13 protein-coding genes are annotated in these 14,565 nt (G+C 62.7%); 10 read left to right on the forward strand and 3 right to left on the reverse strand.

Translation table 11 applies throughout. The annotated features are described in order from the left end of the window. Window positions 1–4 precede the first annotated feature (4 nt). The 7 genes from IVA82_RS41090 (at window position 5) to IVA82_RS41120 (ending at window position 6,424) form a co-directional block, all read left to right on the forward strand. Window positions 5–964 (forward strand): amidohydrolase family protein, encoded by a 960-nt coding sequence (locus IVA82_RS41090; protein ID WP_247386021.1) that lies wholly within the window; start codon window positions 5–7, stop codon window positions 962–964. After that, window positions 964–1,848: an amidohydrolase family protein gene (locus IVA82_RS41095; RefSeq protein WP_247386023.1), complete on the forward strand. Its 885-nt coding sequence runs from the start codon at window positions 964–966 to the stop codon at window positions 1,846–1,848. Before IVA82_RS41090 ends, IVA82_RS41095 begins: the two co-directional genes overlap by 1 nt. Continuing rightward, complete coding sequence (gene dctA, locus IVA82_RS41100; protein WP_247386024.1) at window positions 1,845–3,146, forward strand: C4-dicarboxylate transporter DctA; 1,302 nt, start codon at window positions 1,845–1,847, stop codon at window positions 3,144–3,146. Before IVA82_RS41095 ends, dctA begins: the two co-directional genes overlap by 4 nt. A 67-nt stretch (window positions 3,147–3,213) precedes the next feature. Next, the gene (locus tag IVA82_RS41105; protein WP_247386026.1) at window positions 3,214–3,927 is read left to right on the forward strand and encodes a PIG-L deacetylase family protein; all 714 of its coding nucleotides are present in this window, start codon (window positions 3,214–3,216) and stop codon (window positions 3,925–3,927) included. Beyond that, entirely contained in the window at window positions 3,924–4,607 is a 684-nt protein-coding gene (locus tag IVA82_RS41110) for a 4-carboxy-4-hydroxy-2-oxoadipate aldolase/oxaloacetate decarboxylase (protein ID WP_247386027.1), read from the forward strand. The genes IVA82_RS41105 and IVA82_RS41110 overlap by 4 nt, the downstream gene beginning before the upstream one ends. Window positions 4,608–4,634: 27 nt before the next feature. Next, on the forward strand, window positions 4,635–5,504 hold the full coding sequence (locus IVA82_RS41115; protein WP_247386028.1) for a hypothetical protein: 870 nt from the start codon (window positions 4,635–4,637) through the stop codon (window positions 5,502–5,504). Further along, complete coding sequence (locus IVA82_RS41120; protein ID WP_247386062.1) at window positions 5,501–6,424, forward strand: NAD(P)-dependent oxidoreductase; 924 nt, start codon at window positions 5,501–5,503, stop codon at window positions 6,422–6,424. The genes IVA82_RS41115 and IVA82_RS41120 overlap by 4 nt, the downstream gene beginning before the upstream one ends. Here the strand turns inward: IVA82_RS41120 and IVA82_RS41125 are convergent. After that, on the reverse strand, window positions 6,408–7,682 hold the full coding sequence (locus IVA82_RS41125; protein ID WP_247386030.1) for an amidohydrolase family protein: 1,275 nt from the start codon (window positions 7,680–7,682) through the stop codon (window positions 6,408–6,410). The two genes, IVA82_RS41120 and IVA82_RS41125, sit on opposite strands and share 17 nt — an antisense overlap. Window positions 7,683–7,835: 153 nt before the next feature. Here IVA82_RS41125 and IVA82_RS41130 point away from each other — a divergent pair, with 153 nt between their 5' ends. Continuing rightward, entirely contained in the window at window positions 7,836–8,255 is a 420-nt protein-coding gene (locus IVA82_RS41130; RefSeq protein ID WP_247386033.1) for a nuclear transport factor 2 family protein, read from the forward strand. Between the two features lie 186 nt (window positions 8,256–8,441). Next, window positions 8,442–9,350 (forward strand): amino acid ABC transporter substrate-binding protein, encoded by a 909-nt coding sequence (locus IVA82_RS41135; RefSeq protein ID WP_247386034.1) that lies wholly within the window; start codon window positions 8,442–8,444, stop codon window positions 9,348–9,350. Between the two features lie 328 nt (window positions 9,351–9,678). Here IVA82_RS41135 and IVA82_RS41140 read toward each other — a convergent pair whose 3' ends face one another. Both IVA82_RS41140 and IVA82_RS41145 read right to left on the reverse strand, forming a co-directional pair. Further along, a complete protein-coding gene (locus IVA82_RS41140) occupies window positions 9,679–10,797 on the reverse strand; it encodes a glycoside hydrolase family 172 protein (RefSeq protein WP_247386036.1) in 1,119 nt (372 codons plus the stop codon). A gap of 106 nt (window positions 10,798–10,903) precedes the next feature. Further along, window positions 10,904–12,529 (reverse strand): long-chain fatty acid--CoA ligase, encoded by a 1,626-nt coding sequence (locus IVA82_RS41145; RefSeq protein ID WP_247386038.1) that lies wholly within the window; start codon window positions 12,527–12,529, stop codon window positions 10,904–10,906. 176 nt (window positions 12,530–12,705) lie between these two features. Between IVA82_RS41145 and IVA82_RS41150 the strand changes: the two genes are divergently transcribed. After that, on the forward strand, window positions 12,706–14,559 hold the full coding sequence (locus tag IVA82_RS41150; protein ID WP_247386039.1) for an NAD(P)/FAD-dependent oxidoreductase: 1,854 nt from the start codon (window positions 12,706–12,708) through the stop codon (window positions 14,557–14,559). The last annotated feature ends 6 nt before the right edge of the window (window positions 14,560–14,565 follow it).

The raw sequence follows: 14,565 nt of genomic DNA on the forward strand, positions 1-14,565 counted from the left end.
GGTAATGAATAGGCGGGAGTGCCTGCATCTTTTGACCGGGGTGGCCGGCACAGCGTTGGCGACGGACCTGCGTGCGCAGGCGGTCGAGCCAAAAGCGATTCCGACGATCGAGCCGCCGGATCCCAATCCAAAGACGCCTTCGTTCAAGCTGCCGCCGAAATCCTGCGACAGCCATACTCATATCTTCGGCCCGGCGGCGCATTATCCCTTCTCTTCGAGCCGGCCCTACAACACGGCTGACGCGCCGCTGGAGGCGTTCCGTAGCGTGCACGAGAGGATCGGCGTCGAGCGCTGCGTGATCGTCAACGCTACCGTGCACGGCACCGACAATCGCGTCGTAACCGATGCGATCGCGCGGAGTGAGGGCGCCTATAAGGGCATCGCGAACGTCAACGACGAGATGACCGAGAAGGAGCTGGCGGCGCTGGACAAGGGCGGCATCTGCGGCTGCCGCTTCGCCTTTCTCAAACGTCTCGGCGGCGTCGGCGACATGACCAAATTCCAGCGCATCGTGCACCGCGTCGCCGAGCTGGACTGGCACATCGATGTCTATTTCGAGCCCGGCACGATCGCCGAATTCGCGCCCATTCTCTCCGCGCTGCCGACGCGCTATGTGATCGACCACATGGGCACGGTGCAGGCAGGGAAGGGGTTCGAAGACCCCGGCTTCACCGCATTGCTCGATCTTCAAAAGAAGGACGAGAAGTGCTGGGTCAAGATCACGGGGCTCGAGCGCGCTTCTGCTGTTGGCAAGCCGTTCCATGACGCAGTGCCGTTTGCCAAGACGCTGATCGACAACGCGCGAGATCGCGTTATCTGGGGCACGGACTGGCCGCACCCCAACGTCAAGACCATGCCGAATGACGGCGAGATCGTCGACCTGATTCCCCTCTATGCGCCAGACAGCGCGATCCGGCAGAAGCTGCTGGTCGACAATCCGGCACGTCTGTTCAAGTTCAGCTGATGACGATGATGTACACGCCCACCATTCCGCCGCCCGACCCGAACACGCGCAGGCCGAAATTCAAGCCGCCAAAACTGTCCTGCGACGCGCATTGCCACATCTTCGGGCCAGGCGCGAAATATCCCTATGCGCCGGATCGCTCCTACACGCCGCCTGACGCGCCGCTCGAGGATTTCAGGGCGCTGCACGCAAAGCTGGGCGTGGAGCGCGCCGTCATCGTCAATGCCAGCGTGCATGGCACCGACAATACGGTGGCGCTCGACGCCATAGCGCAGAGCAACGGCGCCTACCGCGCAGTCGCCAACATCGACGACACCATCACCGAGCGCGGGCTTCGCGATCTGCACGAAGGCGGTTTTCGCGGCTGCCGCTTCAATTTCGTTCGCCATCTCGGCGGCGTGCCCGACAAGGGCGTGTTCGAACGCGTCATCGCAATGGTCGCGCCGCTCGGATGGCACATCGACCTGCATTTCGACGCGATCGATCTGCCCGAATATGCCGACATGCTGGCCAAGCTGCCGCTGAGCTACACGATCGACCATATGGGGCGGGTGAAGGCGTCTGAAGGGCTCGATCAGCTTCCGTTCAAGATCCTGATCGAGCTGATGCAGCGCGACGAGAAGTGCTGGGTCAAGATCTGCGGCTCCGAGCGCGTGTCCTCGGCCGGTCCGCCGTTCACGGATGCGGTGCCGTTTGCGCGCAAAATCGTTGAGACCGCGGTCGATCGCGTCATCTGGGGCACCGATTGGCCGCATCCCAACGTCAAGGCGATGCCGAATGACGGCGATCTCGTCGACTTGATCCCGCTGTTCGCGCCGGAGCCTGAATTCCAGAAGAAGATCCTCGTCGATAATCCGGCCCGCCTGTTCGAGTTCGACCGATGACGGAGCTAGCGATCGACAAGCCGCGCGGCCGCGCCTGGTGGAGGGAGCTCTGGATCCAGGTGCTCATCGCCATGGCAGCCGGCATCGTGCTTGGGATCGCCAGTCCCGAGGCAGGCGCCAAGATGCAGCCGCTCGGCGACGCCTTCATCAAGGCGATCCGGATGCTGATCGCGCCGATCATCTTCTGCACCGTCGTGCACGGCATCGCGCATATGGCCGACATGGCGCGGGTGGGCCGCGTCGCGGTTAAGGCGATCGTCTATTTCGAGATCATGACCACGATCGCGCTGGTGATCGGCCTTGTCGCTGTCAACGTGCTGAAGCCCGGCGTCGGCATGAACATCGATCCCGCCAGCATCAACGCCAGCGCGATCGAGCCCTACGTCAAGCAGACCGGCGCCATCGGCTTCGTGCCGTTCATGATGAACATCGTGCCCGCCACCTTCGTCGGCGCCTTCGCCGAGGGCAACATCCTCCAGGTCCTGTTCATTTCGGTACTATGCGGCTTCGCGCTGGTGCAGCTTGGCGAACGCGGAGCGCCGCTGGTCAATCTGATCGACATCGCGGCCAAGATGGTGTTCGCCGTCGTTGGCTTCGTGATGTGGGTGGCGCCGATCGGCGCGTTCGGTGCCATTGCGTTTACGGTCGGAAAGTTCGGTGTCGGCTCGCTGGCCTCGCTCGGCAAGCTGTTGGGTGGCTTCTATCTCACCTGCGTGATCTTCATCATCGTGGCGCTCGGCCCGGTCGCGCGTCTCTGCGGCTTCAGCCTGCTCAAGTTGATCCGCTATATCTGGGAAGAGTTGTTGATCTGCATCGCCACAACATCGTCGGAAACCGTGCTGCCGCGGATGCTGACCAAGCTGGAGACAGCCGGCTGCGAGAAGAGTGTGGCCGGGCTGGTGATCCCGACCGGCTATTCCTTCAATCTCGACGGCACCTGCCTGTACCTGGCGGCGGCCTCGGTGTTCCTGGCGCAGGCGACCAATACGCCGCTCGGGCTGGCCGAGCAGGTCGAGTTGCTATTGATCCTGCTGGTGACGTCCAAGGGTGCGGCGGGAATCGCGGGCGCTGCCTTCGTCGTGCTGGCGGCGACGCTGTCGGCCACCGGTACCATTCCGGTGACGAGCGTTGCGCTGGTGCTCGGTATTCACCGCCTGATGTCGCAGGGACTGACGCCGACCAATTTGATCGGGAACGCGGTGGCGACGATTGCGATTGCCAAATGGGAAGGCGCGCTCGATGGCGAGCGCTTGAAGCGCGTACTCGATGGCGAGGAACCCGCGGTCGCCGCGGCCTGATGAATTGGCTTCCCGCAGGACGCGGGCAGCCGATGATGCTTACGAATGAAAGAGGGGAGTTTGTCCCATGAAGACCGGTCTCGTAATCACGGCACATCCGGGTGACTTCGTGTGGCGCGCTGGAGGAGCCATCGCGCTGCACGCGAAGAAGGGCTATCGCATGAAAATCGTCTGCATGTCCTTCGGCGAGCGCGGCGAGAGCCAGTTCGCCTGGAAGGAGGCGGGGGCGACATTGGAGTCGGTCAAGGCTGGGCGCAAGAATGAAGCGGAGCGGGCGGCCAAGCTGCTCGGCGCCGAGATCGAGTTCTTCGACTGCGGTGATTATCCGTTGAAGCTAAACGAGGCGCATTTCGACCGCATGGTCGACATCTACCGCGAGCTCAATCCGAGCTTCGTGCTGACGCACGCGCTGGAAGATCCCTACAATTTCGACCACCCGAACGCGGCGCATTTCGCGCAGGAGACCCGCGTGGTCGCGCAGGCGATGGGCCACAAGCCCGGTGCGCAGTACAAATACTCGGCACCTCCTGTGTTCCTGTTCGAGCCGCACCAGCCGGAGATGTGCAACTTCAAGCCGAACCTGATCCTCAAGATCGATGAGGTCTGGAAGGAGAAATACGAGGCGTTCCAGATTCTCGCCGCGCAAAAGCACCTCTGGGGCTATTACGAGCGCGTCGCGCTGAACCGCGGCATCCAGGGCAGCCGCAACACCGGCGTGCCCATGACCTATGGCGAGGCCTATCATCGCCTGTTCCCGACCGTCGAGGAGATCCTGAAATGAAGCCGGTCGTCGTTCGCAACATCAATCGGGCCGATCCCGCCGGAATGGCCGAGTACGGCGTCTCGACCGTGCATGAGGCCTATGGCCGCATCGGGTTGATGAAGCCCTATTTGCGGCCGGTCTGGCCGGGCGCGGCGATTGCCGGTCCCGCGGTCACTGTGCTGGCACAGCCCGGCGACAACTGGATGATCCATGTCGCCGTCGAGCAGTGCAGGAAGGGCGACATTCTGGTCGTCGGTTGCACCACCGACAATGCCGACGGCATGTTCGGCGAATTGCTCGCGACCTCGCTTCGGGCGCGCGGCGTGCAGGGCCTGATCATCGATGCCGGCTGCCGCGACGTCAAAGCGCTGCATGAGATGAACTTCCCGGTATGGTCGCGCGCGATCTCGGCCAAGGGCACAGTCAAGGCGACGCTCGGCTCGGTCAACGTTCCCGTGGTCTGTGCCGGGGTCAACGTCGAACCCGGTGATATCATCGTGGCCGACGACGATGGCGTTGTGGCGGTGCCGAAGCGATACGCCGCTGAAGTCGCCGAGAAGGCAAACAAGCGCAATGCCGACGAAGACGGCAAGCGCAAGCGGCTGGCGTCGGGCGAGCTCGGTCTCGACATGTACACCATGCGCGAGGCGCTGGCGAAGGCCGGACTCGTCTATGTCGACAATCCCGAGGACGTCTGAGCGAGAAAAGAGAAGCGGAGCAAGCCGATGGATCGTCTCAAGCTTTGGGCCGTGCTCGGCAATCACCCGCATGTCCAGGCGGTGAAGCGCGGCGAGCTCCGCTCCGACCTTTTCGATCTCGAATTCATCGAGTACACGCCGACCAACACCGCGTTCAAGCCGATGGTACGTGAGCAGGCGTTCGACGTCTGTGAGATGGCGATCGTCACTTATCTGATGGCGAAGGCGCACGGCAAGCCGCTGGTGCTGCTGCCGGCGACCATGCTCGGCCGCTTCCAGCATGCTTACGCGCTGTATAATCCCGCGCGCGGAGCGCTCGGGCCGGGGGACCTGGAAGGCAAGCGCGTTGGCATCCGTTCGTTCACGACGACGACCGGCGCCTGGATCAGGGGCATCCTCGCCAACGACTACGGCGTCAATCTCGACAACATCCGCTGGGTCACGTTCGAGGATCCGCATGTCGCCGAATATGTCGACACCACCGAGCGCGCGCCGAAGGACAGCAAGATCCTGCAAATGCTGATCGACGGTGAGCTCGACGCCGTCCTTGGCGAGACCTCGAACGATGCGCGCCTGAAACCGTTGTTTCCCGATTCGGCTGCGGAGGCGGCGAGATGGTACGCCCGCCGCGGCGTCGTCCCCGTCAACCATCTCGTGGTCGTGACCGAGCAACTCGCGAAATCGTATCCCGACGTGGTCGCAGATGTTTATGATCTTCTCAAGCAGAACAAGATGCAGGCAGGGCCCACGGCAACGCCCGACCTCGTGCCGTTCGGCATCGAAGCCAACAGGAAACCACTGGAGCTGATCGTCGACTACGCCTTCCAACAGGCGCTGATTTCGCGCCGCTTCGAGGTCGACGAGCTTTTTGACGAGACCACACGAGGACTGAACTGATGTCGGATCCCAGGCGATGGCGGATAGGATTGGTCGGCTATGGCGAGGTCGGCAGGATCTTGGCCGAGGATCTGCGGCAGCAGGACATCAAGGTCGCAGCCTATGACATCAAGCTCAGTGGCGAGCAGGGCGCGCCGCTAAGGGATCATGCGGCGAAGTTCGACGTGGCGCTGGCGGCGTCTCATGCCGAGCTCACCGCGAAATCCGATTTTGTCGTCTCCGCCGTCACTGCCAGTCAGGCCGTGCCGGTGGCAGAGGCCTGCGCCGCGGCGATCAACCAGGGCACGTGGTTCCTCGATTTCAACTCGGCCTCTCCCGGCGCCAAGCAACGCGCCGCCGTGCTGGTCGACGATGCCGGCGGACGTTATGTCGAGGGGGCGGTGATGACGTCTGTGCCGCCCTATCGCATCAAGGTGCCGCTGCTGCTCGGCGGTCCCGGCGCGCGGGAGCTCGAGCCGCTTCTTAATGCGATCGGTTTTTCGGCCAAGGTTGCCAGCGACCAGCTTGGCGTATCATCCGCGGTGAAGATGTGCCGCAGCGTCATGATCAAGGGCCTAGAGGCCATGGTCATTGAAAGCTTCACCACCGCGCGTGCGTACGGCGTCGAGGACGCGGTATTGGCCTCTCTCGCAGAAACCTTTCCCACGATCGACTGGGAGAAGCAGGGCGCCTATTTCTTCCAGCGCGTGATTGAGCACGGCCGCCGCCGTGCCGACGAGGTGCGCGAGGTCGCGGAGACCGTTCGCGAGGCGGGGCTGACGCCGTGGTCCGCGCAAGGCACGGCCGAACGGCAGGCCTGGGTGGCCGACCTCGCCGACGAAGGTCTGTTCGGCGCCAAGGGAACAAAGGAGTTTGCCCGCAGTGCCGATTGGCGCACCGAGGCGGACCGCATCCTGGCCAAGATCAAGCGAGAGGGATGACGACCCGCACCTTACCTGACTCGGACGGCGGAAACAGCGCGGCTTGATGTCGCTCGAAGGTCTTCCGGCCGCTCTTGAACCCCATCAGGATTTCAGGCAGCTCCGCGATGGCGAAGCGGCTGTCGTGTGTGTCGAGCACGATGAGATCGGCGGGCTTTCCGACCTCGATCCCGTAGTCTTTCAAGTTCATCAGCCGCGCCGGCAGCTCGGTCACGAGGTCGAGGCAGGTGTCGAAATCGCTGATCGATGCATGCGCGACATTGGCGTAGAAATTCGCCATGCGCAGCAGCGAGGCATCTCCGAACGGCGTGAAGGGATTGAGCACGTTGTTGGTAGCGACCGAGCAGAGCACGCCGTTATCGACGAGCTTGTGGGCAAGAGTCAGCCCGCGCGGCGCGTTGTGGGTGGCTTCGCGTCCCATCAGATAAAGATCGGTTGCGGGCAGCACCGTGACGGCAACGCCGGCCTTCGCCAGCTGTGCGGTGGCGGCCTTCAGCCGCTCCGGTGGCAACGCCGAAAGTTTCGTGGCATGGCCGATCGCGACGCGCCCCTGATAGTTTCGGCGCTCGGTCTGCCGGCAAACCTCGTCGAGGTGCCACCAGGACGGATCGAGATCGAAATCGAGATGCAGATCGACGTCGACGTCGAATTCTTGTGCAAGATCGAAGACACGCGCGAGATGGGCGTTCGGATCGGTGTCCGTGTAGGGACAGCCGCCGATCGTTTGGCCGCCGTCGCGCAGCGCCTGGACCAGCAGCTCCTCAGCTCCGGGATCGTTGGTCAGGCCTTCCTGCGGGAAGACGCAGAGCGACAGGTCGATCGCCCAGGCGTAGTCGCGCTTGAGCGCCTTGACCCCCTCGAAGCCGCGCAAGCCGATGCGCGGATCGATCTCGACATGGGTGCGCATACGTGTCGTGCCATGCACGATGGCACGTTCAAGTACTTTGGCGCCGCGTGTGTAGACGTCCTCGACGGTGAAATCCCGCTTCATCCCGGCGACGGCGCGGATGGCTTCCGAGACGCTGCCGAGATTGTGCCCGCAGCGGCCGAGCAGGCAGGCCTTGTCGAGATGGATATGGCTGTCTACGAAGCCGGGCAGGGCCAGCCGGCCGCCGATATCGACTTCGACAGCCTCGCAGGCGAGCCTTGGTTCGATCGCAGCGATGCGGCCGTCCTTCACGCCGACATCGACGGGTGCGGCGGATGATCGCAACAGGGCGTTACGGAAGATAAGATCGAAGGCGGTGTGTGCGATCATGGTGCTGGATCTTGCGGAGCGTACCCTATAGCAGCTTGCTGCGTTCGGCACCTCGGCTTGGGCGGCAATGGAGTGTGGAAACTGATCAAAATATATGCACGCATTCCCCAAGGCGGGAGATAGTATTTCGCAGATTCCGCGGGAGATATAGCCATGTCCATTGCCGTGAAAAGCGAAAGCACGTCCTTGTCGGACGCGCAGATCGTGGAAGCCTATCTTACGGCGTCGATGATTCCAGATCCCGACGCCGCGGCGGCCTTTATGGCGCCGGGCACGATCATCACGTTCACGGGTGGGCGTGAGTTCGATCATCCGCGGGGCCCCACCTCCTTCAATGCGATGCGTTACCGCTGGGTCAAGAAGAAGATGGATCGGTTTGACGTCTGTCCAGGTAACGGCGAGACCATCGTCTACAGCGTCGGCACGTTGTACGGCGAGTGGAAGGATGGGACCGCATTCGAAGGCAATCGCTATGTCGATCGCTTCGTGGTGAGGAACGGCAAGATCACGAAGATGGACGTCTGGAACGACAGCGCGGAGCGCATTCTGGTGCGGCGCGGCATCGAAGCGTAAAGCGAATTTCGTCGATCGAACAGCTTAAAGGCTGCGCGCTTCGGCAGGGACGAATTGACGGTCATTGAAAGTCACGATGTCTGATAGACGAAAACTCGTCTGGCAGCGGGCGAGCGCCTGCGCTATCACCGATGTGGCTGCGCCCGGCGTGCAGTTGCAGTCGATCATCCCCTCCAGGAGCCCTTGATGCGTTTACTCTCTGTAGTTCTGGCCGTCACATGCCTTGCGGGCGCAGCTTCAGCCGAAGACCTGTCGGGCACGCTTCATAAGGTCAAGGAGACGAAGAAGATCACGCTGGGCTATCAGGAGGCGTCCGTTCCCTTCAGCTATCTGGATGGAAACCAGAAGCCGGTCGGCTTTGCGCTGGATATTTGCCTCAAGATCGTGGACGCTGTGAAGAAGCAGCTCGGGATGCCTGACATCACCATCGACTATACCGCGGTGACGTCGTCGAACCGCATCCCGCTGATGGTCAACGGCACGCTCGACCTGCATTGCTCGGCAACCACCAACAACGCCGACCGCCAGAAGCAGGTCGCCTTCACCAACACGCATTTCCTCAGCGCGACGAGGTTTGCGGCCAAGACGGCCGCAAAGATCAACACCATCGACGATCTCAAGGGCAAATCGGTCACGGCAGTGGCGGGATCGGTCAACCTGACCCAACTCGCCAAGGTCAACACCGAGCGCAATCTCGGTATCAATGTGATGCCGGCCAAGGACCAGGCCGAGGCCTTCCTGTTGCTGGAGACCGACCGCGCTCAGGCCTACGCGCTCGACGACGTCCAGCTTGCGGTGGCGATTGCGCGATCGAAGGAACCACAGCTCTTCATGACCAGCCAGGAGACCTTCTCCAAGCCCGAGCCGTACGGGATCATGCTGCGCAGGGAGGATGCGGCGTTCAAGGCGCTCGCCGATCGCGCCACGGCGGAACTCTATGCGAGCCCTGATATCGAGGTCCTCTACAAGAAGTGGCTGCAATCGCCAACGCCGCCGAACGGCCTGAACTACAACGTCCCGATGTCGCCGTCCCTGCGCAATGCCTTCAGGAAGCCAAGCTCGAGCTTCGATCCCGATGTGTATCTGGTGAACTGAGGCGAAGGCGCCGAGGCGCTGGCTGCGATTGCTTGCCGAGGAGCCGAAGCGATCGCGGTGCGCATTGTTGCGCCCTCTTCCTTTGTGGGAGAGGGCAACTCCGCTGGTGGATAGGCATTTACTCGGGTGAAGGATCTGTCTCCGCGGATGCAGACCCCTCATCCGGCGCGCTTACGCGCGCCACCTTCTCCCACAGGGGTAGAAGGGAAGACGGCACTGTGCTCTCGGCGAGCGCAGTGTTCTAAGCGTTCGAATATTTCTTCAGCTCCAGCCGCGCGATCTGGTTTCTGTGGACCTCGTCTCCTTGATCGAGAGGCGGCGGCAGCGTCTAGCCGATCTCGAGATAGTCCGGGCCGGGCAACTTTGGGAAAGGCGGCGTCGGCAGCGTTTGGTACCAGAACGCGACCGAGGCGATGTCATCCTGCAAAGGAAGATACTTCGCCTCCTTGGTGCCGGGCAGCCACCCCAGCGCCTGGATGGTCACGCGCAGATCGGATTGAAAGCGCACGGGGTCCGGGATATGCCAGCGATACATGCCGAAGCGCTGCTGCGACTTATAGACGCCGTCGGGTCGGATCACCTGCGGCAGGCCGGCATAGGGCGTGGTGAATTCCTGGTAGCGCGATTGCTGCACCGGGCCTTGGCCGGAATGGGCGACATAGGGATCGAAATTATAGGCGCCGCAGAAATAGTCCTCGGTGCCGGTGCCGCAGATGGTCGGAAATTCGCCGTCCCCGTCGATGAAGAATTTGATCTCGCCTTCGCCCCACCAGCCATTGTTGTTGACGCCCCAGGCCATATAGGTGCCGACATAATGGCCGCGGCCCGTTACGCCATCGAGGACGGTGTAACCCTCCTTGGAGGGCAGCGGGTTGGTGCGCCGGAACTGGGCATGGAAATAGGCGCAGTCCTCTAGCACCTCGGTCAGCGTATAATTGATCTGGTAGTAGACGGTCAGCGGCTCCTCGCTGCGGTTCTCCAATGTGAAACGTGCGCGCTTGCGGAACGGCATTTCCCAGTAGCAGTTGAAGGCGCGGCCGGGATTGACGCAGACCGCGAGCGAGGAGACTTGCGCAAACTCCTCCCATCCGCAGGCAAAGAAATCGCCGGCCGGGCATTCCACGCTTGGCAGCGTTTGATCGTCCCAATAGACGCGCAGAATCGAATGGCGCAGGCGCCCCCGTGCGAGCGTCATCCAGATCTGCTGGATCGCGCCTTGGCCGACGATGTCAGCAAGGCTGAACGTCGCGCCGGGTTCGATGACGACGTAGGGCGAGATCTTCCAGCCCTGCCCGAGATCACGGGCCTGACGCGCCGCGGGCCCATCGACGGACATGCCGCCTTTGCCCTTCTCACCAGTGAAATTCTCGGGGCTGATCGAGCGTGTCTGCGCATTCGACAGGCGCGAAAGGTTGCCGAGATGCATGCCCAATCCGGAAAACGCCATGATGTCCTCGATTCAGGGTTTAGCGAGGTCTCGATATATCGCTCCCGAATCTACCAAAAGATGAAGACCGCGCACGGCAATGGGGCGTTGCGAGATCGTGCGCCGGCTATGCGACGCGGTACTCCCTGAACTTGTCACGCAGGGCCGATTTGAGCACCTTGCCGGTGCCGGTCATCGGGAATTCGTCGAGGAATTCGACGGCATCAGGCATCCACCAGCTTGCAATTTTCGGGCGCATGTGGTCGAGCAGCGTCTTGCCGTCGATGGTTGCTCCCTTCCTGCGGACGACGAGCAGGAGCGGCCTCTCCTGCCACTTCTCGTGTGCGATGGCGACGACGGCGGCTTGCAGCACGTCGGGATGCGACAGCGCGACGTCTTCGAGCTGGATCGAGGAGATCCATTCGCCGCCGGACTTGATCACGTCCTTGGAGCGATCGGTCAATGTCACATGACCTTGGGCGTCGATCATGGCCATGTCACCGGTGATCAGCCAGCCGTCGCTGTCGAGACCTTCGTCCAGCTTCATGTAGCCGGAGGCGACCCAGGGACCACGGGCGCGCAGATGACCTACCGTCTTGCCATCGCGCGGCAGCTCGTTGCCGCCGTCATCGACGATGCGCAAACTCGTGCCGAAACAGGCGCGGCCCGACACCTGCCGCCGGTCGAATTTCTCCTTGTCGCTGAGATTCTCCGATCCGGGCCGCAAGCCCGGCATCGAGCAGCCCAGGGCCTCGGTCATGCCCCAGGCCTGGATGTAGTCAATATCGTAGTCGCGCTTCAGTTTCTCGATCATCGCGCGCGGCGGCGCCGAGCCCGACGACAATGTCGCCCTCAGGGTCGAGAATTTGTTGCCGGTGCGACCGAGCCAGTCGAGCAGAATCAGCCAGAAGCTCGGCACGCCCGCCGACAGCGTCACCTTCTCGCCCTCGAGCAGTTCGTAAAGCTTCTCCGGCTCGTAGTTGCGGCCGGGCAGCACCAGCTTGGAGCCGGTGTAGGGCGCGGTGAACGGCATGTTCCAGCCGTTGCCGTGGAATAGCGGCGCCATCGGCATCATCACCTCGCGTACGCCCTCGACATGTCCCGGCAGGAAATCGAAATTGCAGCAGGTCATGGTCTGCAGGATCGCGGCGCGGTGCGAATAGATCACCCCCTTGGGATTGCCTGTGGTCCCCGATGTGTAGCAGATGGTGGACGCGGACTTTTCGTCGAACAGCGGCCAGGCGAAATCGGCATCGCTCTCTTGTTCCAGAAGCTCTTCGTAGCAATGCGCGTTCGCAAGCCTGGTCTCCGGCATCCGCTCGCGCGAGGACATCACGATATACCCCTTGATCGTCTTGAGCTGCGGCGCGATCGCCTCGACGATCGGCAGCGTGGCGCGGTCGACGAACAGGAGTCGGTCTTCGGCGTGGTTGATGATGTAGACGAGTTGCTCGGGAAACAGCCTCGGATTGACGGTGTGCAGCACATAGCCCATTCCCGGTGCCGCATAGAACATCTCGAAATGGCGGTGGGTATTCCAGGCGAGCGTGCCGACGCGGTCGCCCGCCTTCATGCCGAGCCGCTGCAAGGCCCGCGCCATGCGCTTGATGCGCGGATGCGCATCGGCATAGGTGTAGCGGTGGATATCGCCCTCGATCTCGCGCGCGACGATCTCCGCTTCGCCGTGATAGTCGGCGGCGTACTGGATCAGGCCGCTGATCAGGAGCGGCATGTCCATCATCAATCCCTGCATCGTTTCCTCCGGATCGCCATGTCGTTGCATGGCGTACGCTTGTGATTTGAAGCCAGGGTAGCGGAACGTCACGCGACGTTCACGCAAAAAGCGGCGGACGCGATTGCATGCGTCGCTTTTTCGGGGCTAACTGATGTGAGCTGCCGGCGAAACGGCGTCCGCCGTGGAGGAGATGAATGTCAGCGGAAAAACACAAGACCGGCGCAGCCGGCGCCTCTACGATCGACCTCGCCTCACTGCGTGCGCGTTACCGCGACGAGCGGGATCGCCGGCTGCGTGCTGAAGGCAAGGCGCAATATGTCGAGGCCAGCGGCAACTTCAGCCGCTATCTCGACGATCCCTGGACCGATCCCGGATTTGCACGCGACGCCGTCAGCGAACGGACCGAAGTGCTCGTCGTCGGCGGCGGCTTCGGTGGCCTTCTGTGCGGCGCGCGTCTGCGCGAGGCCGGCATCGATGATTTTCGCATCGTCGAGAAGGCTGCCGACTTCGGCGGCACCTGGTACTGGAATCGCTATCCCGGTGCTGCCTGCGATACCGAGAGCTACATCTATCTGCCGCTGCTGGAGGCGACCGGCTACATGCCGGTGCGCAAATATGCGCGCGCGCCGGAGATCTACGAGCACTCGCGCCGCATCGGGCGTCACTTCGGTCTCTACGACCGCGCGCTGTTTCAGACCGTCATCTCGCGTATGGAATGGCAGGAGAGCGAGGGGCGCTGGCTGGTCGAGACCGACCGCGGCGATCGCATACGCGCGCGCTTCGTCGTTCTCGCAGGCGGTCCGCTGAGCCGGCCGAAGCTGCCGGGTATTCCCGGCATCGAAAGCTTCAAGGGCCACAGCTTCCATACCAGCCGCTGGGACTACGCCTACACCGGCGGCAACGCCGAAGGCGGTCTCGCCGGCCTTGCCGACAAGCGCGTCGGCATCATCGGCACCGGCGCCACCGCCGTGCAATGCGTGCCGCATCTCGGCCGCTCTTCGAAAGAGCTCTACGTCTTCCAGCGCACCCCATCGGCGATCGGCGTGCGCGATGACCGGCCAACAGATCAGTCCTGGGCGCAGAACCTCAAGCCAGGCTGGCAGCGCGAGCGCATGGACAATTTCACCGCGGTGATCTCGGGTGAGCCGTTCGAACAGGATCTGGTGCAGGACGGCTGGACCGGCTTGCTCGGCGAGATACTGCTCGCGCCGCGTCGGCAGCCGCAGCCGGTGACCTCGATGGATGAGGCGTTGAAGGTCATCGAGCAGGCCGACTATCGCAAGATGGAAGAGATCCGCGCCCGCGTCGATGCCATCGTGAAAGATGAAACGACTGCTTCGGCGCTAAAGCCCTGGTACAAGGCGTTCTGCAAGCGGCCGTGCTTCCACGACGAATATCTCGATACGTTCAATCGCGCCAACGTGCATCTCGTCGACACCAAGGGGCAAGGCGTCGAGCGCATCACCGAGAACGCCGTCGTCGTCGACGGCAAGGCCTACGAGCTCGACTGCCTGATCTATGCCAGTGGCTTCGAGGTCGGCACGGACTACGCCCGCCGGATGGGATTCGAGGTCTACGGCCGGGACGGCATGAGCCTGTCAGAACGCTGGCGCGAGGGCGTCAAGACACTGCACGGGTTCTACAGTCGCGGATTCCCGAACTGCTTCCTCATCGTCATGGTGCAGGCCGGCCAGAGCGCAAATTTCCCGCACGTCATCGACGAACAGTCTCGGCACATCGCCTATGTCATCGCAGAAGCGCGCAAGCGCGGCGCCCGGGCGCTGGAGCCGACACTAGCCGCCGAGAACGCCTGGGTCGACGAGGTCGTCAAGGCGGCGCTCGGCCGCCAGACCTATCTCGCTGAATGCACGCCGGGTTACTACAACAATGGGGGCGTGTTCGATCCGATCGCGGCAAGAAACAGTCAATATTGGCGCGGGCCGGTGGCGTTCCTGCGGCTGCTTGAGAAATGGCGGAAGCAGGGCAATCTGGAAGGCCTCGAATTGTCCTATGATCAGGCCATAGAGTCGGCGCCTTCCAGCGGGTAGGATTGC

This window comes from Bradyrhizobium sp. 142 (assembly GCF_023074015.1).
In the GTDB taxonomy this organism is placed as follows: Bacteria; Pseudomonadota; Alphaproteobacteria; order Rhizobiales; family Xanthobacteraceae; genus Bradyrhizobium.

Coding starts and splice junctions, on each gene's coding strand:
- IVA82_RS41095 (WP_247386023.1), top strand. CDS start 964: ATGACGATGATGTACACGCCCACCATTCCGCCGCCCGACCCGAACACG.
- IVA82_RS41135 (WP_247386034.1), top strand. CDS start 8,442: ATGCGTTTACTCTCTGTAGTTCTGGCCGTCACATGCCTTGCGGGCGCA.
- IVA82_RS41110 (WP_247386027.1), top strand. CDS start 3,924: ATGAAGCCGGTCGTCGTTCGCAACATCAATCGGGCCGATCCCGCCGGA.
- IVA82_RS41090 (WP_247386021.1), top strand. CDS start 5: ATGAATAGGCGGGAGTGCCTGCATCTTTTGACCGGGGTGGCCGGCACA.
- IVA82_RS41130 (WP_247386033.1), top strand. CDS start 7,836: ATGTCCATTGCCGTGAAAAGCGAAAGCACGTCCTTGTCGGACGCGCAG.
- IVA82_RS41140 (WP_247386036.1), bottom strand. CDS start 10,797: ATGGCGTTTTCCGGATTGGGCATGCATCTCGGCAACCTTTCGCGCCTG.
- IVA82_RS41115 (WP_247386028.1), top strand. CDS start 4,635: ATGGATCGTCTCAAGCTTTGGGCCGTGCTCGGCAATCACCCGCATGTC.
- IVA82_RS41125 (WP_247386030.1), bottom strand. CDS start 7,682: ATGATCGCACACACCGCCTTCGATCTTATCTTCCGTAACGCCCTGTTG.
- IVA82_RS41150 (WP_247386039.1), top strand. CDS start 12,706: ATGTCAGCGGAAAAACACAAGACCGGCGCAGCCGGCGCCTCTACGATC.
- IVA82_RS41105 (WP_247386026.1), top strand. CDS start 3,214: ATGAAGACCGGTCTCGTAATCACGGCACATCCGGGTGACTTCGTGTGG.
- dctA (WP_247386024.1), top strand. CDS start 1,845: ATGACGGAGCTAGCGATCGACAAGCCGCGCGGCCGCGCCTGGTGGAGG.
- IVA82_RS41145 (WP_247386038.1), bottom strand. CDS start 12,529: ATGCAGGGATTGATGATGGACATGCCGCTCCTGATCAGCGGCCTGATC.